The 22,395-nt window shown below is 40.3% G+C and carries 24 protein-coding genes and 1 other annotated feature; of the genes, 13 read left to right on the forward strand and 11 right to left on the reverse strand.

What is annotated here, in order from left to right; genetic code table 11:
* Positions 1-82: 82 nt before the first annotated feature.
* Positions 83-308 (reverse strand) — a binding site (T-box leader).
* Positions 309-351: 43 nt separating this feature from the next.
* The gene (locus CJ483_RS07300; RefSeq protein WP_120033569.1) at positions 352-1,119 is read right to left on the reverse strand and encodes a TrmH family RNA methyltransferase; all 768 of its coding nucleotides are present in this window, start codon (positions 1,117-1,119) and stop codon (positions 352-354) included.
* Positions 1,120-1,232: 113 nt separating this feature from the next.
* Here CJ483_RS07300 and sspI point away from each other — a divergent pair, with 113 nt between their 5' ends.
* From sspI to CJ483_RS07340, 7 genes are all read left to right on the forward strand, one after another.
* Positions 1,233-1,439 (forward strand): small acid-soluble spore protein SspI, encoded by a 207-nt coding sequence (gene sspI, locus CJ483_RS07305; RefSeq protein WP_120033571.1) that lies wholly within the window; start codon positions 1,233-1,235, stop codon positions 1,437-1,439.
* An 89-nt stretch (positions 1,440-1,528) separates the two neighbouring features.
* Positions 1,529-2,233 (forward strand): YetF domain-containing protein, encoded by a 705-nt coding sequence (locus tag CJ483_RS07310; RefSeq protein ID WP_120033574.1) that lies wholly within the window; start codon positions 1,529-1,531, stop codon positions 2,231-2,233.
* Positions 2,234-2,485: 252 nt separating this feature from the next.
* A complete protein-coding gene (locus CJ483_RS24435) occupies positions 2,486-2,638 on the forward strand; it encodes a hypothetical protein (RefSeq protein WP_182916988.1) in 153 nt (50 codons plus the stop codon).
* A 196-nt stretch (positions 2,639-2,834) separates the two neighbouring features.
* The gene (locus CJ483_RS07320; RefSeq protein WP_120033576.1) at positions 2,835-3,602 is read left to right on the forward strand and encodes a PAS domain-containing protein; all 768 of its coding nucleotides are present in this window, start codon (positions 2,835-2,837) and stop codon (positions 3,600-3,602) included.
* Between the two features lie 973 nt (positions 3,603-4,575).
* A complete protein-coding gene (locus tag CJ483_RS07325) occupies positions 4,576-5,139 on the forward strand; it encodes a hypothetical protein (RefSeq protein WP_182916989.1) in 564 nt (187 codons plus the stop codon).
* A 63-nt stretch (positions 5,140-5,202) separates the two neighbouring features.
* Entirely contained in the window at positions 5,203-6,429 is a 1,227-nt protein-coding gene (locus CJ483_RS07330; protein WP_120033578.1) for a DUF2642 domain-containing protein, read from the forward strand.
* A 320-nt stretch (positions 6,430-6,749) separates the two neighbouring features.
* Positions 6,750-7,421: a DUF2642 domain-containing protein gene (locus CJ483_RS07340; protein ID WP_120033582.1), complete on the forward strand. Its 672-nt coding sequence runs from the start codon at positions 6,750-6,752 to the stop codon at positions 7,419-7,421.
* Between the two features lie 132 nt (positions 7,422-7,553).
* Here the strand turns inward: CJ483_RS07340 and CJ483_RS07345 are convergent, their stop codons facing one another.
* The 5 genes from CJ483_RS07345 to CJ483_RS07365 all read right to left on the reverse strand — a co-directional run bounded on the left by CJ483_RS07345 (position 7,554) and on the right by CJ483_RS07365 (position 11,319).
* On the reverse strand, positions 7,554-8,909 hold the full coding sequence (locus tag CJ483_RS07345) for an arsenic transporter (protein WP_120033584.1): 1,356 nt from the start codon (positions 8,907-8,909) through the stop codon (positions 7,554-7,556).
* 252 nt (positions 8,910-9,161) lie between these two features.
* Positions 9,162-9,440: an MbeD/MobD family mobilization/exclusion family protein gene (locus tag CJ483_RS07350; RefSeq protein ID WP_120033586.1), complete on the reverse strand. Its 279-nt coding sequence runs from the start codon at positions 9,438-9,440 to the stop codon at positions 9,162-9,164.
* A gap of 259 nt (positions 9,441-9,699) precedes the next feature.
* Positions 9,700-10,008, reverse strand: coding sequence for a hypothetical protein (locus CJ483_RS07355; RefSeq protein ID WP_120033588.1), 309 nt, complete (start codon positions 10,006-10,008; stop codon positions 9,700-9,702).
* Positions 10,009-10,020: 12 nt separating this feature from the next.
* Positions 10,021-10,575 (reverse strand): hypothetical protein, encoded by a 555-nt coding sequence (locus CJ483_RS07360; RefSeq protein WP_120033590.1) that lies wholly within the window; start codon positions 10,573-10,575, stop codon positions 10,021-10,023.
* Between the two features lie 72 nt (positions 10,576-10,647).
* Entirely contained in the window at positions 10,648-11,319 is a 672-nt protein-coding gene (locus CJ483_RS07365; protein ID WP_120033592.1) for a BMQ_0737 family morphogenetic spore coat protein, read from the reverse strand.
* Between the two features lie 325 nt (positions 11,320-11,644).
* Here CJ483_RS07365 and CJ483_RS07370 point away from each other — a divergent pair, with 325 nt between their 5' ends.
* From CJ483_RS07370 to CJ483_RS07380, 3 genes are all read left to right on the forward strand, one after another.
* Complete coding sequence (locus CJ483_RS07370) at positions 11,645-14,608, forward strand: hypothetical protein (protein WP_120033594.1); 2,964 nt, start codon at positions 11,645-11,647, stop codon at positions 14,606-14,608.
* Entirely contained in the window at positions 14,605-15,012 is a 408-nt protein-coding gene (locus tag CJ483_RS07375) for a M67 family metallopeptidase (protein WP_120033596.1), read from the forward strand. Before CJ483_RS07370 ends, CJ483_RS07375 begins: the two co-directional genes overlap by 4 nt.
* A gap of 179 nt (positions 15,013-15,191) precedes the next feature.
* Positions 15,192-15,989 carry a hypothetical protein gene (locus tag CJ483_RS07380; RefSeq protein WP_142927216.1) on the forward strand — a complete coding sequence of 266 codons (798 nt, stop codon included), beginning with the start codon at positions 15,192-15,194 and terminating at the stop codon, positions 15,987-15,989.
* A 179-nt stretch (positions 15,990-16,168) separates the two neighbouring features.
* Here the strand turns inward: CJ483_RS07380 and CJ483_RS24440 are convergent, their stop codons facing one another.
* Complete coding sequence (locus CJ483_RS24440; RefSeq protein ID WP_182916990.1) at positions 16,169-16,318, reverse strand: hypothetical protein; 150 nt, start codon at positions 16,316-16,318, stop codon at positions 16,169-16,171.
* 72 nt (positions 16,319-16,390) lie between these two features.
* Positions 16,391-16,951 carry a GNAT family N-acetyltransferase gene (locus tag CJ483_RS07385; protein WP_120033600.1) on the reverse strand — a complete coding sequence of 187 codons (561 nt, stop codon included), beginning with the start codon at positions 16,949-16,951 and terminating at the stop codon, positions 16,391-16,393.
* A gap of 383 nt (positions 16,952-17,334) precedes the next feature.
* Between CJ483_RS07385 and CJ483_RS07390 the strand changes: the two genes are divergently transcribed.
* The 3 genes from CJ483_RS07390 to CJ483_RS07400 are packed head-to-tail and all read left to right on the forward strand — an operon-like array spanning position 17,335 to position 19,151.
* Positions 17,335-17,901 (forward strand): IMEF encapsulin system ferritin-like cargo protein, encoded by a 567-nt coding sequence (locus CJ483_RS07390; RefSeq protein ID WP_120033602.1) that lies wholly within the window; start codon positions 17,335-17,337, stop codon positions 17,899-17,901.
* 27 nt (positions 17,902-17,928) lie between these two features.
* Positions 17,929-18,777, forward strand: a complete 849-nt coding sequence (locus tag CJ483_RS07395) for a family 1 encapsulin nanocompartment shell protein (protein ID WP_120033604.1) — start codon at positions 17,929-17,931, stop codon at positions 18,775-18,777.
* Between the two features lie 14 nt (positions 18,778-18,791).
* Positions 18,792-19,151, forward strand: coding sequence for a 2Fe-2S iron-sulfur cluster-binding protein (locus CJ483_RS07400; RefSeq protein ID WP_120033606.1), 360 nt, complete (start codon positions 18,792-18,794; stop codon positions 19,149-19,151).
* Between the two features lie 41 nt (positions 19,152-19,192).
* Here CJ483_RS07400 and CJ483_RS07405 read toward each other — a convergent pair whose 3' ends face one another.
* The 3 genes from CJ483_RS07405 to CJ483_RS07415 form a co-directional block, all read right to left on the reverse strand.
* Positions 19,193-19,672: a hypothetical protein gene (locus tag CJ483_RS07405; protein ID WP_120033608.1), complete on the reverse strand. Its 480-nt coding sequence runs from the start codon at positions 19,670-19,672 to the stop codon at positions 19,193-19,195.
* Positions 19,673-19,836: 164 nt separating this feature from the next.
* Positions 19,837-20,925, reverse strand: a complete 1,089-nt coding sequence (locus CJ483_RS07410) for an acetyl-CoA C-acyltransferase (RefSeq protein WP_120033611.1) — start codon at positions 20,923-20,925, stop codon at positions 19,837-19,839.
* A gap of 4 nt (positions 20,926-20,929) precedes the next feature.
* Positions 20,930-22,393, reverse strand: a complete 1,464-nt coding sequence (locus tag CJ483_RS07415) for an AMP-binding protein (protein ID WP_120033613.1) — start codon at positions 22,391-22,393, stop codon at positions 20,930-20,932.
* Positions 22,394-22,395: the final 2 nt, after the last annotated feature.

Consider the following 22,395-nt stretch of genomic DNA (forward strand, 5'->3'; position numbering starts at 1 on the left):
CTAAGGTTGACTGTTTGCCAGCTCTTTGGGAAAAGTTCCTTATTTTCATGTTTTTAACCAATAAAAAAAGCCCCGTCTCCCGGAAAGGGACGAGGCTTTGGTCGCGGTACCACCCTTTTTAACATGCCAAGCATGTTCACTTCATTGAGGTAACGGTTCTTCACCGGAGCACCTTTACGCAGCAAGCGGTCCTGATGCCGGCTCGAGAGGTGAACTTCACTCACCATTTCATAAAAGTGCTTCCAGTCCGCGGCACTTTCTCCCTGAAAGAAATTTAATGAGTTACTCTTCTCTGTCATTGCCTTTTTTATTATGTAATTACCGTTATTATAGTCAACGCTCATAGAAAATTCAAACGTTTTTCAAAGAATGTTTAAAATGATACAGTAAGATGCCCGCAGCAACGGCTACATTAAGCGATTCGCTCTTCCCATAAATCGGAATATACACGTTGCTATCTGTCTCCTTCAGTAAGGCCTCTTCCACCCCACTCCCCTCATTGCCAACGAGCAAGGCAAAGGAATTATTCACTTGTGCTTCTCGATAGTCAGATGCCCGATGGAGCGATGTACCAAACATCCGAATTCCTTGTTCCTTTAACTGCTGAATCGCTTCAAGCAACGGCATCTGAACGATCGGCAAGTGAAAATGGCTTCCTTGCGCCGAGCGGAGCACTTTCGAATTATATGGATCGGCACAGCCCATTCCGAGAATGATGCCATCCAATCCGACTGCATCTGCTGTCCGAATCATTGTACCGATATTGCCTGGGTCCTGAACGGCATCAATGAGTAAATATGTGCGTCCCTGAAGCGTTTTTGACAGCTCCTGTTTGTGACAAATAGCAAATACGCCTTGTCCTGATTCTGTATCAGAAAGAGTCTTGGCTATTTCAGGCGTGACCATCGTTATCTCTAAGCCGTCTACACTCCAGTTTGCCGGCAGTACGGCTTCTTCTGAGACAATTAATTCAATCACTTCCTCTTTGTGATTCAGTGCCTCTTCAACTAAATGAAAGCCTTCGACCATATATTGTCCCGTTCTTTCACGTTCTTTCTTCGTTAATAGCTTTTTCCACTGTTTTACCTGTGGATTTTTCATGGATTGGATAAATTTCACGCCGTTCACTCCTTTTCCTGTTTTCGCCGCTTCATTATAGCTTAATTCTTCCGCATAATGAATGGGCAGACAGGTGAAAATAGAAAAGATCACTTTGAAAAGGAGCGATCTACATGAATTTTAACTTACGCAACGCCGTATTAGCCAATGTATCAGGAAGTTCTCAAGAGCAGCTGGAACATACCATTGTCGATGCTATTCAGCGCAATGAAGAGAAAATGCTGCCAGGTCTTGGCGTCCTGTTCGAAGTGTTCTGGCAGAATGCCGATGAACAGGAAAAACAGCATATGCTGCAGACATTGGAAGCAGGACTGAAATAAAAAAGTGAAGTGATCCAAAATTATTTTGGGTCACTTCTTTCATATGACAAGCAAATGAATCTTCTTTTTACGAAGGATGTGAGTATATAATGGACTTCTTTCATTCCCAGGAATCCTTAACATCTGTTCAATGGATATTACGGGCAGTGGTTGCTTTTTTCTTTTTATTACTTGTTGCTAAACTGATGGGGCGACACTCCATTGCCCAATTAAGAATGCTTGATTTTATTATGGCTTTGTTGCTCGGCAACATTATTGCCCACCCTCTTTCTGATGAACATTTAGGGATGAAAGGCTCAATGATTACGATTAGTGTTTTAGTCATTCTGTATACAGTCGGTGTCTTCTTAACTTTAAAATGGCATAAGCTAAGAAATTGGCTTGATCCGGCTCCTTTTGCTCTTATTAATAATGGGAAGATTATTTATAAAAATTTATCTAAATCAAAAATATCCTTGGACTTTTTACTATCCCAGTTACGAAAGGAAAAGATTACCGATATACAAAAGGTAGCACTTGCCTTATGGGAGCCAGATGGCAATATTTCTGTATTTTTAGATCCAAAGTACCAACCGGTCACCCGATCAGACATGCAGTTGCATCCGTTACCTTTTTCTTTTCCTCATGCCGTTGTTAAAGATGGGAAAATTGATCACTCGGAGCTGAAAAAAATAGGGAAAGATCCAAACTGGCTTGAAACGAAGCTAAAAAAAGACCAGTGCGTAGCAGTCAATGAGGTGCTATTAGCCACAATTGATCAAAACGAGCAGTTAAAGGTCCTGCTGTATAAGTAGCCATTCTAAGCATAGAAGTTTGTTCACTTCCTTTATGTAAGAAGCCCCGTCCCCTCTAACAGCCAATTGGCATCTATAAGCCGAGGGGCCATTATATAAAACCTTGTTGCATGGAGAAAAGCTGCCTAAGTAATATGGCAGCTTCTTCTAAAATTTATTGATCCCATCCTCCTGAATAGTACGGGTATGGCTGTGGATAATACGGATAATAACTCATCGGTCTTGGTCTTGGACGTGGACGAGGTCTTGGATATGGATAATATGGGTATTGATACGCATAAGGATACGGTTGTGGATAATATGGATACGGCTGATACGATGGGTATGGCGGATACGGCTGCATATGATATGATTGCTGTCTTTCTTCCTCCAGTTCCATATCGGTCAATTCCTCTTGTTCAATAAACGGTTCATCTTCAAAATTGTAGTTTTGGAAATGCACAATCATGGCCCCCTTTATTTGCTTCTGCCCTTTACCTTATGCTGCCCATCCGTGAGATGTGTCCGTCCTTTTTAAAAATAGGGTCATCTGCTCATACACTCTTGAAATAAATGGGATATGCTATAATAAGGCAACAACTTGCAGGAAAGGTGGATACTTATGAATGCAATTGGTCAAATACCAATCAATATTTCCCTTCTTCACGCTTTGGATAGTTTGGGAGAAAACCTCATCATCGCTGACACCGATTACACAATATGCTGGATGAATAAGAAAGCAGCTAGTCTGCTATCCACCATAGCGCCTTTGTATGGTTTATCAGATGCGGAAAAGATGATCGGAAAAAAAATGGATGTATTTCACACCCGTCCAGAAACTCAACGGGAGATGATGGAAAAGATGACAGAAAGCCATAGAGCCCGTATTACCATTCGCGACCGCTATGTTGCGGACATTATCATTACTGCTATTAAAAATGATACTGACGAAATAACCGGATATGTGGTTATCCTTATGGATGTAACAACGAAGGCGGAAGAAGAAGAAAGAAACGAAAAGCTGATCCAGGCACTATCTGTTCCCATTTTAAAAATATGGGAAAAAACCATTGCTCTCCCTCTTATCGGGGAAATTGATGCTGTCCGGGCAGACTGGCTTCTCAATTCTGTCCTAAAGGAATGCGCCGCTCACGATATCCAATTTGCTTTAATTGATTTAAGTGGTTTGTATAGTCACGGAGAGGAAATCAGGGAACACATACAAAAATTAAACGATTGTCTAAACTTAATTGGAACGCAGTGTATTATCGTTGGCATTACCCCTGAGTTAGCTATGTCCATTGGTGAGCTGCATATTCATATCCCCATTTTCAATACAGCACACGCTGGTTTGAACTATGTATTAACCCGGCAGCAATCGGGCATCTAGACTGCCGGGAAACCCTCGGCAGCCTTCTTCCTCCCTACCAGGAACCGTTTTAAATGTTTATTGCCGCTTGCCGTCCGGGTCGTACATATGAGCATAGAGACCATACACTCATGAATGCTATGTATGTATAAAAAGTTAGATTTTGGGGATCATGAGCACACTGAACAAAATGAATAATAAGATAATGCAGAATGCTCTAATTAATCCCCATAAAAGTCTGGCTAGCTTAAGAGAAGATTATATAGCTGTTACACTCATTCATAATTATTTTTTCGGATAAGCTTTTATTACTTTCTTTCCTTTTTGATTTTTAGATGTGGCATTTTTGGGTGAATAATTATTCCAACCGCAGCCACAGCCTGATTTTTTAGCCTTTCGGGCAGATCCATGAAAGTTTCCATATGACATAATCCTCACCTCTTTCAATAGAAGGTATCTTATATATATGTTTCTTTGTGTAAGCCGGATTGGATGAATACCAATGAAATTTAAATAAATTTGCTCTATACTTTCGCTTTCATCGTTTACGTATCTCTCGATTCGTTATCTTGTTATATTTTCCCCACCCTCTACTATCCACTCAGCATTTATATTTCATTGCGCTTTCCGCCTTGCAGTTACACAGGTTTTCATCTTTTTCAAAATCACAACAGAGCCTGCACACTTTTAAACGGTCCTTTCAGCAACTTTTCACCTGCTTAAATACTAATGTTCAATTATTAGAAAGCATCGGACCGGAGTCTGCCATCTTTATCGCTTTAGAAACTTAAATACCAAGCTAAACGAAGAGAGAAACGGGTCATCTCAAACGAACGGAAAAGCAATGATTGTTTATTTTTGTCGTAAGATATTTTGTGCATGTTCTTTTAGTTTCTAAGAAGAACTGCTGTAAAAGGTAAATGCTGCCGCACCTTCTATTCTTGCAAAACATATATATAAAGAGAACTTTTCAAATAGGAGGAGAAGAGCAGAAATGAACAGAGAAATATTAAGTTCTTTAGTGGGGAAAGCTGTGAAAGTAAACCGCGGCGGCCATGATTCCAGAATTGGCATGCTGATGGCAGTGGAAGAAGATTACTTTGTATTACTTACAAAAGAAGACGGCGTTCTTTATTATAAAGGCCATCATGTGAAGAGTTTGACGGACAACACTAGAAAAGGCATAGATGTAGATTTTGTTATTCCTGAAGATTTTTCTTATATACAAGGCAAAAATTTTAAAGATATATTGCAAGGCTTAAAATATCACTGGGTAACGATTAATCGTGGAGGACATGAGAAATATCAAGGGGTATTGGATGATATTAATGACGATTACATCACTGTCGTCTTTCATGAAGAAGTTATTCGTGTAGCTATGTTTCATATCCGCAATATTAGTTATGATCTAAGAATAGAAGAACCGGGCAAAGAAAATAAAGAAAAAGAAAAAGAAAAAGAAAAAGAAAAAGAAAATAAAGATAAAAACAAAAACGAAGATAAAAATAAAAATGAAGATCAAAATAAGGATAAACAATCACAGGAGCAAAGCGAGTAGTCCTCCTTAATGATTTTCAAGCCTAACTGCAAAGGAACCACTTTTGAATAAGTGTAGGTGGACATGGATTTTTTACAAGCTTCCATTCATTCAAAGTGGTCCTTGCTATTGAAAAAAGTTAATAACCTGCGAGGAGGGTTAGAAATGTCGAGCCCTTATTTTTCCGATACACTTAAATCACTTATAGGCTATTCTATAGGGATTTTTTCTAGTGACGGGACGTTAGTTAAAGGAAGCTTGGTGAATGTAAAAAAAGATTACCTTGTGCTACAAAACAAAAAAGGAGAATATTTTTATTACCATCTTAATCAGATTAAATCTATTTCAAAAAACACAAAACACTTGGATAAAAAACCGATACAGGACGATTATTTAAACGCGGAAAAGCTACAAGAAATTTTAGAGCATTGTAAGTATAAATGGATCACCATTAATTGCCATAACGATCAACTTGTCAGAGGATACTTAAGTAAAGTCTTTGAAGATCACATCATTTTGATTAGCTCTGAAGAAAAGATTATTATGCAAACTTCTTACATTTCCAATATTTTTCCGGGCTTCTACGAAGATTCCGATTCAACCGCCGCTAATGATTTAAATGAGAAGGAAGCAGCCTCCCCAAACCAAACCGAGTATGTAAATAATATTCAGCAGGAATTTCACGAAGAGAAACCATATGAAAATCAACTGACGAATCCCGAGACACATTCTAGTCCTTCCCTGCCTAATGAAAGTGGAACACAGCCACAATTCCATGAAGAAAAAATACTTGAAAATCAACTGGCGGATTCCGAGACACATTCTAGTCCTTCCCTGCCTAATGAAAGTGAAATGCAGTCACAATTTCATGAAGAAAAAACAATTGAAAATCAACTGGCGGATTCCGAGACACATTCTAATCTCTCGTTGCCTAGCGAGAGTGACACACAACTACAACTTCACGAAGATGCGGAGTTTCTATTAACAAGCCGGCAAGATATACAACAAGCAAAAAATAAAGAAAGACCTGTTGAAAAACAGATGACTTATAATGAAAATAATTCTTTAGAAAAAACACAACAAGATGATCATCCAATCGTTGAAAAGACAGCCGAACCGATAGACTACAATCTTTTTGATCAGAAACGCCAATCACGTCCATCCACTGGCAGCGGATCTTTATCTGCCTCTCATGAATACGAAGAGAAAAATGAGCGGACTGAAAATAATAAAATACTTAACAACGATTCAACGATATCTTCTCATTCAAAGAAGCGTTTCTTCAGAAAAAAGGAAGCAAGAAAAAGTTAAAAATAAATAGAAGAGAAATGAAATCATCACCTACAGAAGAACAACAAATAGGCAAGCAAACAACATTATTGCCTGCTGGAAAGGAGAGCCGCGTTCATATAAAGCCTATCCTAACCCCAGAAGAAAGAGACAAGGTACTCGAATCTCAATATTACTCACTCATGAAGCAGGCAGAAAAAAATTATATGAATTTGAAAAAGAAACGGTTAGCACGAGAAAACCTAAGATAAAATGAAAATTTTCCTGGAAAAGAGATTTATTGGCTGACTCTTTATACCTTTAGGACTGTATAGCTTTTAAGCACTTGAGGAGGGCTTTGTATGGAGAAATTCATCAAACACTATGTCGGAGAGCCAATTACTTTGGAGCTTCTTGGGAAAACAGAATTGTCAGGCACGCTTGTTGATTGGGGCGCTGATATGCTTGTTCTCTTTAAACAAGATGAGTTTTTTTATATTCCTTTTTTTCACATTCGTGAAATAGAGCTCTTGTCAAACAAAGAAGCAAGTACATTGGCACAGCCTGATGCAATACCAACACTTGCAGTTACTGAAATGCTGTCATTAGAAAAAATATTGTTAGCAGCAAAAGGGACGTTTGTTGAAATAGATGTAACAGCGGCTCAGCCGCTTCATGGCCATATTACCAATATACTGGATGACTATATCGTATTTTCCTCTCCCATTTATCAAACCATGCTCATTCCATTTCAACACATCAAACGACTTACTCCTTATCCAGCGGCCTCTCGTCCTTACGGGTTTAACAGCTCCGTATCTCCGCTGGCTTCTACTGCTAAACCTTTTGCCACAACCTTTGATAACCAGCTAGAAGATATGATAGGTACATTTGCTACTTGCAATATTGGAGACAAAAAAAGCATCAGCGGCAAACTCCTTCATAAGGAAGATCACTTTATCAGTTTGCTAACAGTAAAAGAAAAACAGATTCACGTAAATATCCATCATATTAAAACAATAACCTGCACATAAGGGATTTCGCTGCTTTCGATTAAAGGTGGAAAGAGATTGAGCTTTCTGCTTTTTTCTCTTGGTCTTAGAAACGATGAATCACACCCCTTCAAAGCCGATTGTCATATAAACAAACTAAAGAATGAAGGGCTACTAAAAGAAGACTATATGCACCCAGTAAAATAATAAAAACAAGGTGACGATCGTTGTTAACGGGATAACGATTAGTGAGACACTCAGATAATCCTTCCATTGAATTTTAATTTTATTTTCTTTTAAGAGATGCATCCAAATAAGAGAAGCGAGAGTTCCGATAGGCAATAATAATGATCCTATGTCACTTCCAATTATGTTAGCGAGATAAATGGTTTTTAAAGTAATTGGGTCGAGCCCCATTTCTGTTAAAGTAATGGTTCCGATCATCAAAGCAGGATGGTTATTAAAGAGGTTAGATAAAATGGATACGATCCCTCCCATAATGAAAGTCGAATAAAACAGTCCTTCATTGACAACAGGCTCACAGATTTTCACAAGCATTGCTGTTAAACCAGCGTTGTGCAATCCATATATAATTACATACATCGAGAAAGCAAATATCAGAATGTGCCATGGAGTTTTCTTCAAGATATCGAACGGTGTCGTACGCAAGTGATACCATCTCCACAACAACAGGATGACTGAACCGAGTACGGCGACTATTTCAATCGGAATAGAAAAATAAGAGGCAGCGAATAAGAGACAGCGAATGACAAAGACAAACAACAACAGTTTCATCATAAATTTTGTACGTTTATGTTTGGTCTCAAATGAAAGGGTGGTTTTTAAAGGGTGAAAATTTTTTTCAAAAAAGACTTCTTCTATATCATACAAAGAATTCGGTAATTTTTTTGGGAGCTTTTTCCTGAGCAATATAAACATCAGCCAAGACATAAACAATAATCCTAGAGTAGCTGGAACAAACATCATAGCTGTATGCATATAAAGTGACATATCTACGATTTTCAAAGCTATTAAATTCACAATATTGCTTACGCCGATCGGTGCACTTGAAGCTGTGGCAATAAGCGCTCCGCTCAATAGATAAGGAATCTGCTGATGAGGTTTTAAACGAAGATTTTTTAAGAGCAATATTAAAATTGGAGTGGTAATCAAAATACTTCCATCGTTGTTAAATAAAAGGGTCATTAAAAAACATAGAAGCTGAATATACCAGTATAACCGATAACCTGAGCCTTTAGCTAAACTTGCAAGTTTTGCAGCTGCCCAGTGAAAGAAGCCGAAGCTTTCTAATATTACAGCCATAACAATTGTAGCAATGATGGCGATAGAGGCGCCGCCAATCTTATGAATGATGTCTGTGACATCTTCCCGGGACACCGTCCCCGTCAGTAAAATGATCACCGCACCAATGGAAGCTGGCCATGCTTCATTCATCCCTCCAGGCCTCCAAAATATAACTAACATCGTTATGAAAAAGACAAATACCGGAATTGCTATTTCCAAACTCATCATTAATTCTTCCTTTTCATTAAAATAAATTCGCCTACAAAGCCCCTCCTTTTTCTCTTACTTTTATCTATATTCCGTTCTATAAAATACGAGCTAGGCAGTGAACCAGCTTTTTAAATTATGTGTTTGTCTCTATGTTATAAATGCACAAAGTCATTGCTAAATAAAATGGCAAAAAAGCAGCTGGGGGAATTCCCCCGCTGCTTACTATTGATTCACCATCCTAAATGAATGCACTTCGTTAAACAATTGTTACTTGCACTTGTTGCTAAGGCGGTCCACCTCATTTTCAAGCCGGTCAATTTGTCTTTGCTGGCGAGCATTTTCTCTTTCTAACTGCTCAATTTCTCTTTGTAAACGCTCTACCTGCCTCTGGAGGTCCCTAATAGCATCTTCTAAATCCTCCAGTCTGTTTCTTCCTCGGTCTCGGTCTCTACCTCGGTCTTGATCTCCATTTCTGTCATGCTGCCGATCGTGTTTTTGTTCCTTTTCTTCTTGATTCTTATTTTCTTTGTCATGATCTTTTGGCACATTCCTCTCCCCTTTCTTTATTAAGCTATGAGAGAGAGGAGAAAAACATTAAACAATTATCCTAGTACTAAAAATCCGTTTTCTGTTAGAGTATGGTAGGTCGAAAGTCTACTATAGATGATGACAAGGAGGAATAAACTCTTGCTTCAAGTATTACCTATTTCTATTCAAAGATATAAAAAATTATTTTTCTGCTTTTCATCGCAGAATAAAATGCAGTGCATTGCTGTAACTAGCTATGTTAAATAGTTGGCTTTTGTCAATTAATTAAATTATTATTTAAAGTGTCCAGTATTTTCTCGTAAATTTTGTTATTGTGCTTCCTTATGTTTTCCACTTGTTTGATTAATTTTTCCACCTCAGTGTCTGCTACACTATAGCTATCATTGTCTTTTGACAGAATCATATATAAGATAACAAATAGCAAACTGCTGTTATCTACATTTACAATTGTATCAGCTTTATTGTCTGTTGAATCCTCTTCTCTTTTTTTCAGATGCTCTTCCAACTTTTTTGTCACAAGCTTCTCAATCAACTCGTTTATATCCTTATTTTTAGATGAAATCATTTGGTATCTCCTTCAGCAATTAATATTAATAGTATTTAAAGATGACACACCAGATGTTTGTTCTGCACAATAAACGAAGCCTTCTATTAAGATATTATTGGGTTTTAAAAGAGAAAAGCCGATTTGAAAGTTTTTAAAAGCAAGCACTTCTCCAGGAAGAATTTTGTCTGTATAGATCGGTTTTAACCAATAGCTTGTTTCTCCGTCCTCTTCCTCCTCCCTTTCTATCCGTTCCCAGCCAAACTTCTGATGCTTCTCTATCTGCTTAGCACGCGTAAATTTCCCTGAAAAATCGATTGCCTGGTCACTTTTCACCTTAATTAAAACAATAGGAGACGTGATCACATGACGACTGTTATTTTTCACTGAAAAGCTGCCTATCATTATTTGGTTATCCTTGAGATCTTTATTCAGAAGAAAAGAATGAGTAAAAAAGCAACTTACCTTATCCGGCAGTTTGCTTTTCTCCGAAGTTATACTTGTATTTATTTCTTCCAAAAATTCCTTCGCTTCTGACTCCAGTTGGCTGATCGACTGAGCCAGCTCTGCTAGCAATTTATTTGTCATTGATATCACCCGCTTAAAGTATTAAAGAGAGGAATTGTATCCTCTCTTTAATACTATGCGGCAGCATTCATTCTATTCGCCTGCAAGACCTGGAAATAAAACCGGGCATTGAGGCGGAATAACCGGCGCAGGGCATTGTTCAACGAGGATATCGCGCGGTTCACAGAAGTCTGCTTCTATCTCTAAAGTCACATCCGCAACTGTTTGAATGCTTTGGCAAAGGCTTAATGCAATATCGATGCTATCAAATTCAGTGCCTGTGCAGTTGACTCTCACGTTGCACTCTACATCTGTGAGACGGACAACGAGCCGTGTTCCTTCAGGTGCACATAAGAAGATGGATTCTGGTACATCAATTGAAATAGGATCAGAGAGTCCTACAAAAGGAGATGTCCCTGCCACACCGCTAATCTCCACTCTTATGCATAACGGCTTTACAAATGTTACTCTTTGCAGTGTAACAAGTGCCCCATCGATTACGAAAGTTCTGTCTTCTCTTTCACCAATTTCCTCCACTGGGACCTCTGCATTTACCGGAAGAGGATCGCCATTCTCATCCACTAAAAAGCATCTTGTAGTCAAGTTAGTCACCGTAGGATCACATGGATTAAATCCTGGCGGCAAACCAAGAGCTCCGGCAGCTACAGTTTGATTTACTGTATTCTGAAGTATGACCCAATCATATACTTTTTCTGCGTTAATACATAAAAGCTCTTGAGCCCCCTGTAAATTTTGGCTTTGCATTTCATCTACTCCTTTTTATGGATTTTCTAACACAATAATAAGATATGTAAAAAGTCTAACTATGCTACTGGTTAATCTTATCGTTTACTTTCAATGAGGCTCTTGCCTATAAAAACGAGCTGTTGTTACAGCTATTGCTATACAGGCACAAGTACATCCGCCCTTTCATAAGATAACCTATATTTATGCTTGCAGGAGGTGGACGCTGTATGTCTGATAATGTATATGAAGATTATATCCAGCACTTACATCATCAAATTAATACGTATAAAAAATGATTCAAAGCTACAAAGAGAATGATTTAGAGCAGGAATACATTGATTTAATGGATAAATACCAAAAGTTAGAGGAAAGAAACGTCGAGAAGGAAGAACTGCTGGCACAAGAGACAGAAAGAAGAGAACAGCTTTCTCTTCAATTAAGCAGCGCATATAATGAAGCAAGTTTGTTAAATGAGCAGATTCAAAAATGGCAGACCGATTTCGCTCAAAAAGAGGAACAATATAGGGACATATGCAAAGAGAAAGAACGGCTCGCGGTCGAGCTGCAGCATATACGCGAAGAATATGTTCCTTATGAAAAACTGACAGACACCCTAAACTCTCTTGATCAGACAAAGCAAGAGAAAGAAGCCCTGTTAGCTGAAAATAAGCGGATGACTCATCAGCTAGCTGAACAAGACAAGGAAACCAAAACATACAAAGAGCAGATGGAGAGGCTTTCTTTCAAGCTGAAGGCACAAGAAGAAAAAGAAGAACTATATGATGAAATACGTAAAGAGAAAGAGAATCTGGAATTAGAACTAGAATATATGCGTGAGAAATACATCCCCTACGAAGAGCTGGAGGATATTTCAAACGCTCTTGATAAAGCCAATCAAGAAAAAGAAAAACTGTTAACTGAGAATCAACGGATCACCAATCAGCTGGCCGCACAAAGTATAGAGGCAAAAACCTATAAAGAGCAGTTGGAGATGATTTCTTCCCAGCTGAAAACGCAAGAAGCGAGAGAAAAGAAGTTACTAGCAGAGGAAAGACAGCAAAATGAACAGCTTTCCCTTCAATTACACAATACATCTCATAAAGCCAATTTATTAAGCGAACAAATTCAAAAATGGCAGAGCGATTTTACCGAGAAGGAAAAACTATATGAAGAAATTCTAAATGAAAAAGAACAGCTGGAGATAGAATTACAGCATATACGGGAAAATTATATTCCTTATGAAAAATTAGAAAAAACTTTAAACACCCTTAACAAGGTAAAGTTGGAAAAAATGAATTTGCTGACAGATAACGAGCAAATGGCCAGCCAGCTATCTAAGCAAAACAGGAAAGCTGAAGCTTTGAAAAATGAACTGGAGGACCTTTCTTCTAAATTAACTAAAGAAAAAGCTCAGCATGCTTTCTTGCGAGAAGAGCACGCAGAAATCAAGCGGATGAAAGACGAGATAGAAAAAACAAAAGAAAAATTAGAAAAAGAACGTTCCGAACTTAAAGAATCCTTTCTCAAACTCGAAAAGGAGTATGAAGAAGCCCTCGGCAACCCTGAAGCCAAAGAAAAACAGGAGCTGATAAACAGCGAGAATACAGATAAAAAGGAGAATGATCAGTCAGACCCTTCCCTGCTGACAAAGCAGAAATCGAAGGGACACATCGATCTCGGAGGCAATCCGTACGCTTTTCTCTTTAAAACTTATCTTAAAGATTATTTATTCTTCAACAAACACTTATTAGAAAACACCCTCATGCAGGAGCAAATTTTGAGAGAAGCAGCTATGCATGAGAAAGATTCACCAAAAAAGGAGGAACCAATAGTACACATGAATGAAGTAAATCAAAATATAGAGATGCTTAAACAAAGCGGGAACATTGAGCAGCCAACGATTTCATCCTATGCACAGCAAACAAGCGAAAAACCCGCCCAGGCCCAGGATGTTACCCAAGAAAGTTTCATCCAAGTTTTATTGGAACAAAAAGAATTAATATTGAATTTACAAGAACAAATAAAAGAGTTGAAAACGAGTATACCAGAAAAACAAAAAGATGGTTTCCTGGAGGAAGATCATTCTAACAATCCGTCATCTAAATCCGTCACCTTCCGAGATTTACAAGGAGCCTCCGTTATGCAACCTGTCATAGGAAATAAAGCAAATAAATACCGCGGCGAGGTGGAACAATTTCAAAGAAATCTAATGAATGTTAACAAACTAGGGCTAGATTCTAAAAAGAGTGGAAGCACTCATGAAAATCAATTATACAACAAGGAAACCAACCATTGGAGCGGCAAGGGACCTTATGTTATTAACCTCCCTCCTATTCAAGCAAACTCATCCGCTCCTTTGCCAAAAGTCAAAAGCAGCGAGAAATCTGAAAGTGATTCTGATGACATCAGCACGCCTGCGCCATCAAATGAGAGAACACCTACTAATAACAAGCGAACCATCCAAAAACCAAATCCTTCCCCAGTTCCTACAGCCGACACACCTAACTTCGCTACCGTTAAAAGCGAACCATTAGGCCCATCTAAAAGTAGTTCTCATTTAGAGCTTCAGGCTGACTTTTCCGCCGGAAAAGAGACAACAGCTAAGAAAAAGCTTGAGAGCTCTGAACAAAACAAGAAAGAAACACAGCCCGTAGATGCCAAATATAATGAAGCCAGCTCAGCTGCTTTAGAGCATTTAGATTCAGAGCGGCCTTCCAGAACCTATCGAATCGTTTCAACCTATGAAAGAAAAGCCCCTACACTGGATAAGGAACCCGCTTTGGATCCAATCGCTGGGAAGGCAACAGAAAACCAAGAGATAAGCAAGCAAACAAGCAAACCGCAACAGACAGAAAACAATGAAGCAACCAAACAAATGATCAAACTGAAACAGGAAGAAGCCACTAAAGCGAATAAACCAACGATCAAAGCGGAACAAATGGAAGCCACTAAAGTGAGTAAACCAACGGCCAAAGCAGAACAAACAGACGCCACTAAAGCGAGTAAGCCAACGGCCAAAGCAGAACAAACAGACGCCACTAAAGCGAGTAAGCCAACGGCCAAAGCAGAACAAACAGACGCCAGCAAAGCGAATAAACAGATGGTCAAAGTGGCGCAAACAGAGGCCAGCAAAGCAAATAAACAGATGGTCAAAGCGGAGCAAACGGAAGCCAGTAAAACGAATAAGCAAATAATGAAAGCGGAACAGGCAGAGGCCGGTCCGTCAACTGTGAGACACAAACAGGAAGACCCGAGTAAGACAAGAAGAAAATCTCTATTTCAACTTGTATGGGATAAAATCACATGAAAAACGATGCATTAAATATCCCTCTCTCTGTCTATAACGAGATGGTGCAGCATGGGCTTGAAGAACTCCCTTATGAAGCGTGTGGAATTCTATCCGGCCGGGAAAAACAGGTCAGCACCTTATGGAAGCTTCAAAATGAAAAAAGAGCGAGGAACAGCTATTTTGTTAGTGCCCAAACGGTATCTGCTGTATTAGATGAAATAAATGGCAATGGTGAAAAGCCCATTGCCATTTATCATACCCATCCCACCGCAAAAGCTGCGCCTTCTCAAATAGATATTGATTGCCATCCTCATTCAAGCATCTATATGATTATTATTTCTTACCGGCAGAAGATTCCTGTCGCCCGCTGCTTTTTCATCTTAGAAAAAAGTTTCCGGGAACTCTTATTGAAAATTGAGTAAGAAAAAATGGTTCACCTATCTTTTATGAAGATGTGCAATTGTCCAAACCATTATTTCCCTCTTCTCATAGGATATCATGTAAGCAGATTCACAATACACCTTCCACGGTCTTAAATGCTTTATTGATCTCATCTGAATTTGCCTACAAAAATAAAATTATAGGAAAGGATTGTATTCGTATGGCATTTGGTAACCAATGGGGCTCTTCTGGTAAACGTTGTAAGCCTGTTGTTAAACAAGACGATTGGAGGGGATGTGATCGTAAGCACGATGACTGGAATGACTCAGGTTCTTCCTGCGATTCCTGTGGACATAAGCATTCGCATTGCAACTGTCATTTCAAGTCGATTAATAAACCCGTCCACTTAAACAGCGACTGTGTATTGGTTAACTCAGTGGTGTGCACGAAGACTGTACAAAAAGTAGCTGAAGTCGTACTTCCTATTACTGTGTTTGCTGGTTTAGGTGCTCTTGAAGATCTTGTTGCTGTAGATGTTGTGCCTAATCTAGCTGGCGTGACAATGAACGCGAGCGTCATTAGAGACAAAGTTGTTAACATTGGGGTTATCCCTGCAACTATTACGGTAACGATTGCAGGAGTTGCTGCCCCTGTTACTCTTACAACTTCTCTCCCATTCCAAGAGCATACAGATTGTCCTGGTGCTTGTCCTGGAGATACATTGACAGAAACTCCACTTGAAGTAGAAGGCATTTTCGTTCAACCAGGCGTACCAGTCGTTGGAATTACTGGTGTAACTCTTGTAGAAGGTATTTTATTCAAGATCATTCTGCGTACAACACTCACTGTTACTCGCCCGCTTATCGCAAAATCAAATCATCATAACTTTGACTGCTTGCAAGATGTAAATCCGCATCGCTGTGAAACAACAACTACTCCTACAACAATTCAATTTCCAACCCCTCCCGGCGGAGGTCTTCTAGGCGGTGGCGGTGGCGGCGGATTGCCAACACCATAAAATCTATTTACTCTTTCTTTAGCATCTAGGGAAGACTATTCACTCTGCTCAAATCAAACACAAAATAAAAACAGCCGTTTAGTTTATCTAACGGCTGTTTCTTTCTTTATTCACAAGTTTCGAAACCATTTTATCCTTTAAAGGAAATTGAACTGTCAAAAAGAAGAATATTTTTTCTGTTATTTATTTTCCTGTCCCTCTTCCTCGTCATAAGCAATCAATACAATATTCTCTCCAATTTCCTGCCTTAATTCCTTTTCCAGCGACTGCACTTTTTGCAAATGGTTTTCGTTCAGGTCCGCAACAGGAAAACGTTCGTATACACTCATTTTCACGGGCTCCTTTCGTTTATGCTGCTCTTTATTTTGCCCGCCTGCCTGAGCATTATGCAGTCCCGCTGCTCATTTGATTTTTGAATAAATACACGTGTTCCTCAGTTCTTTCCCGTCGACCGATACGTCGTCATGACGCAAAGTGCCTTCTAAATGAAAGCCAAGCTTTTCAGGGATCGCCCGGCTCTTGCTATTTTTTTCATCGCAGCGAATCTCCACCCGGCGTGCCTGTAACACGTCAAAGGCAAAATCCGTGAGCGCGTCAACCGCTTCCGTGATATAGCCGTTACCGCTTTGACGTGTATCAATCCAATAACCGATTTCAAATTTTGGCACGCTCCAGTTCATGCGATGCAAGCCTGTTGAGCCGATAAATTCTCCCGTTTCTTTATTAAAAATGTGAAAGCGCAAATCCTTACGTGTTAAAAATTCAGCATGAGCCTCTCTTACATTAGCCTCCGTTTCATCTAAGCTTTGTTTGTGCTTAGCAAACGGCAGCCAGGCTTGCAGCTCCTCCCTCGAAGCGTTTATTGCTTCATGCACCACTTTTCCATCTCCCGGCTTTGGCATTCTAATGAAGAGCCGTTTGGAGTAAAGCTCACTTGGAAAATCCAGCAAAATCGGTTTCACTTGCATCCCCCCATAATATTCCATCCCTCACAGCACTCTGCTTGAAACGGCATCTATTTCAAAATTATTTCATTAATCTGTCTTCTTATCAACAAATAAAAGAAAAACAACTCCACGCATAGAAACTCATTCCATAAAATTAGTTACTTTTGGGGAATAATATGGATAAACAGTCGAATACTGGTGATTTTCGCTATTCTCTTTGTCTGAAAATACGCTATAATGAACACAGAATTGAGTTTCACAAGAACGGCTACTTTTATTGGATCATAGGGCAAGCGATATATGAAACGGCCAGCTCTTTCAAACAGCTAGAAGCTCCGTAGTAAACCAAAAATAACCTGTCTATTCTGTAAATTATTCTATAATCGGAGGTGCCAATCGTGAAGGAAGAATTAGCCTCGTTTTACCAAATTTTCACGACGACGAAAGAAGCCATCGAGCGCTTTATGGATATGCTTGATCCAGTCATTGAACATGCTAAGGATGACCATGAACGTTTGTATTATCACCATATTTACGAAGAGGAAGAGCAGCGGCTGTCCCGGCTTGATGTACTGATTCCACTCATCAGCAGATTTCAAACTGAACAAAATGATAATGCTTTTTCTCCTAGTAACAACACATTTAATCGCTTGCTGCAGGAGTTAAATCTTGAAAAATTCGGCTTACACAATTTTATTGAGCACGTCGATCTTGCCCTCTTTGCCTTCACAGATGAAGAACGACAGACCTTATTAAAGCAGCTCAGAGTGGATGCTTACGAAGGGTATCAATACGTGAAAGAAAAATTAGCCGAAATTAACAAGCGTTTTGACCATGATTATGAAGACCCGCATGCTCATCATGACGAGAAGCATGATCACTTAGCTGTTGTTCCTGATGCTTCGACTCAAAAACCACAAGCCCAAAAACGAAAAGGTTTTACTGTTGGCAGCTTAATCCAATAGGCCCCGCTAAAAAGAGGAGGAAAAAACATGAATAAATCGCAACTATACCCGGATTCTCCGTTAACAGATCAAGACTTTGCCCAGCTCGATCAAACGGTCATTGAAGCTGCACGCAGACAGCTTGTCGGCCGCCGCTTTATTGAACTGTATGGACCGCTGGGAAGAGGCATTCAAAGCGTCTTTAATGATATTTTTGTTGAGAATCATGAAGCTAAAATGGACTTTCAGGGCTCTTTCGATACGGATATTGAGTCTAGTAAGCGCGTCAACTATACGATTCCAATGCTATATAAAGATTTTGTCTTGTACTGGCGTGATTTAGAACAAGCAAAAGTTTTAGACATTCCGATTGACTTTTCAGCTGCTGCTAATGCTGCCCGCGATGTTGCTATCTTAGAAGACCAAATGATTTTTCATGGTTCCAAAGAATTTGATATCCCCGGCTTAATGAATGTAAAAGGCCGGCTGACACATTTAATGGGGAACTGGTATGAGTCCGGGAGTGCCTTCCAAGATATCGTCGACGCTCGAAATAAGCTTTTGGAAATGAATCATAATGGTCCGTACGCACTCGTGTTATCACCTGAATTATATTCTCTTTTGCACCGTGTACATAAAGACACGAATGTGCTGGAGATTGAACATGTTCGCGAACTGATTACGGACGGTGTATTCCAATCCCCTGTGTTAAAAGGCAAAACAGGCGTTCTTGTTAATACAGGCCGCAACAATTTGGATTTGGCTGTATCCGAAGACTTTGAAACGGCTTATTTAGGAGAAGAAGGAATGAATCATCCATTCCGCGTATATGAAACCGTCGTACTGCGCATTAAACGGCCGGCTGCAATTTGCACTCTAATCGATCCGAAAGAATAAAGGGCTGCGTAACGATGAATAACCGTAAATTTACTGTCGGCTCCCTTATTCCAAATCAGCAGACTGCCGAACCGGTCACGGTCGCATGGCAAACGCAGCAGCCTCCGAAAAAGCAATTAAAAACCAGCATTCGTCTGCTGCAAAATGGACAAACCTTTCATGTGAAGCGTTTCAAAGGCAATTTGTTAGAAGCAGCATTGAAGCAAAATCAGGCTCTTCAATTTAAATGCCGAAAAGGTACGTGCGGCGTCTGCACAGTGAAAGTGATAGAGGGGGCCTCCTTGCTGTCACTGCCAAATGAACAGGAACAAAAGAAGCTAAAACAGTCTTTAACAGAAGGATATCGGTTAGCCTGCCAAGCAGTCATCTATTAAAAAAGCTGTCCCGCGCCTATGGCCGGGACAGCTTCTTGTTATTAAGCATGTAGTCTGTCATTTAAATGGACAAGTTTGTCTTCCACAGAAAATGGCAAGCAGACATCGTGTTTTTTCAGTTCTTTGACGCTAATATCGCGAACAAGCTGCAATGCTTCTTTTTTAAATGTATGCGTGACAAATCCCTCGTTAATTTCACATAGCTTGCGTAAATATTGTACCGTATCCTGCAGCAGCATTTGCTTTACGTAGCTATTTTCCATCTGACAAATCAACTTATGCTGCAACCCTTTGATCACCGCTATTTGATCAACATGCGTCATAATGTTCATGCCATCTTCATCGATAAAACAGAGGGAAACGTACTGCCCTTTTGAAAGATCAACATTCGTGAATACTGGATGAACGTACACTTCCCCCGACACCAACTGAATCATACTCGCTTCTGCCACTCCGCCAATTTTACGCTTGTTCGAAATCACTGTATGAATGTCTTTTAGTCCATGCAGCATGTTCATCATTTGTTTATTCGCTCCGTTCTTCAAAATGATACTTTCATTTTAAAGAAAATGATAATCATTGTCAATTAGTTTTTCATCGGGTCAATTGGTGCGCTCTTTTATCCGCCACTATATTTTATTAGCCCATTCTGAATGTTATTCTCCAGATTCTTCTATTGACTAGCCTAACACTCCACTTTTTCAAACAAAACAGCGGTTCCCACACCGCCGCCGCTCCCTAAAGCGGCGAGTGCATAACGCGCTTCAGGTCTTCTTTGCATTTCATAAAACAGCCGCGTGACTAAAATAGCGCCGGAAGCTGCATACGGGTGTCCTAGAGCAAGAGCTCCTCCTCGGACATTCAATTTGTCGGCAGGGATATCGAGTTCTCGAGCACAGGCTGCTATTTTAACAGCAAAGGCCTCATTAATTTCAACTAAATCGATATCATCCATCCTTAAATGATTACGAGCAAGCAATTGCCGAATAGCTGGTACGGGCGCGATGCCAGGATGATGAGGATGAACAGCGGCTACCTCGCTGTCAACAAACCGCAGCACCGGCCGGAATTGCCGGACAAGTGCCTCTTGCTCTTCCATAATGAGCACCACGCTGGCTCCATCGTGGATGCCACAGCTATTTACAGCCGTCACTGTGCCGTCTTCTCTTTGAAAGACTGCCTTTGCTCTTTTGGCAAGCTTCGCAATATCCCGCTTTTTGCAAAATTCCTCATCAGCTTTCAAGGAACTAGCTGGGATCATCTCCTCTGTGTAAATCCCCTGTTCAAAAGCTGTCCAGCTTCGCTCATAGCTAATTTTTGTCCACTCATCTTGTTCTTCTCGAGAAATAACATAATCCTGAGCTACATATTCAGCAGCTACTCCCATGTCAGGATCGCCTATATGGTCAGGTGCAAAACGGGCACGGGATGGAAACGGAGTGGTGCTTGTACTTTCTGTTCCACCGGCTAAATAGATCTTTCCTGCTCCACCTTGGATGAAATAGGCGGCCATCCGGATAGCTTCAAGCCCGGCACTGCATTGACGGTCAATCGTCAGGCCCGGCACAGAAAGCGGCAGACCAGCCTGCAGACCAGCCAAACGGGCAATATTTCCACCCGGCCCCACGATGTTTCCTAAAATCACATCGTTTACCTCAGCTTCTATTCCTCTTCCAAGATATTGAAGCAGAGGTGCGGCCAGTTCATGAGGCTGCCATGATTGAAATATTCCATTCTTTTTTCCAACCGGTGTGCGTTTAGCATTTACGATCACTGCTTTATAAATGGGAAGACACTCCTTTTTCCAATTCTTCCTTTAACTTTGCCCGGGCAATTTTTCCGCCTGCTGTCATTGGTATATCCTCCATAAAAAACCATTTTCGCGGGATCTTATAAGAAGCTAACTGTTCCTTGCAAAGTCTTTTTAATGGCTGCTTAGTCGCACGGCCTTTAATCACGGCAGCAACGACTTCTCCCCAATAAGGATCCTTCAGCCCGACAACAGCTGCCAGTTCAACTTCCGGATGCAAAGATAACACCGCTTCAATCTCCTCGGGAAACACATTAATGCCTCCATAGAGTATCATGTTTTTCTCCCGTCCTTTTATGTAAAGAAACCCTTCCTCATCACAGTAGCCCATATCATCGACGGTGCTCCAGCCTTGTGAGTCCTGCAATCGCTGCACTCCGGTTGTAGTTACATACCCGTCGCAAACCAGCTCGCTTTTCACGTATATCTTCCCGGTTTCATAAGGAGCAGCTACTTCCCCGCTTTCTTTGCGAATTTGAATAGCCACGCTATAACAGGGCTTGCCAACCGAATCAGGCCTCTCGCTATTTTCCTCATTGGATAAGACGGTCACAAAGCTTAACTCGCCAGCCCCGTAAAATTCGAACATCTTCAGTTGCGGAAACATCCTCCGTATTTTGCTTTTAGAATCTTTTTCCCATTTAGCACCAGACGAAATAAAAGTCAGCGGCTGCCTCACAATCTGGTCCTGTCTTAACAGGGCCTCGATCATTGTAGGTACAAGATAAACAGCCGTAATCCGATAATTTTGAATGACCTGCAAGGTAGCAGACGGCGAAAACTTTTCTAATAAATAAACGGTGCCGCCTAGAAATAACGTACTGATCGCTCCGTAAAGAAAATGGGAATGGATCAGGGCACCTGGCACGAGCGTGTATTCATTTTCTTTCAATCCAAAATCGTGCCTGTTGCATTTAAAACTGGCAAGCCAGGATTGCTGCGAACGAACAAACGCTTTTGGTGCTCCTGTAGAACCGGAAGTAAACCCCATATAAAAAGGAGTATGACCAGCTATCTCTCTCTGAGATCGTTCCTGTATTTGTTCAATTTCATTTGAAATGCTCTCCCAACTGAAAATGGCGGTATCAATAAAATCAATCTTTTTAGATAAACTCTCTGTTGTCACAATCAAAGACGGAGAACAAACACGAAGCCGCTTGTCCAGTTCATCTCTGCTCCATTTCGGATCTAACGGGACAGCTGTCCATCCTGCTGCCGCCGATCCGGCAAATAATTGTAAAAACGGCAGTCCGTTACTCATAAAAATGCCCACCGTCTTGTTTTCCTGCTCTTTTGAATGGAGCCAGCCGGCTGTTTGAAGAACGAGCTGATGCCATTCCCTCCAGCTCACCTCCCGATCCGGTGTTTTCACCGCCAGTTGATCAGGATGGCGATGAACATGCTCGGAATAAATAGAAGTAATAGATGCCATAA

This window comes from Bacillus sp. PK3_68 (genome assembly GCF_003600835.1).
Classification (GTDB): Bacteria; Bacillota; Bacilli; order Bacillales; family Domibacillaceae; genus Pseudobacillus.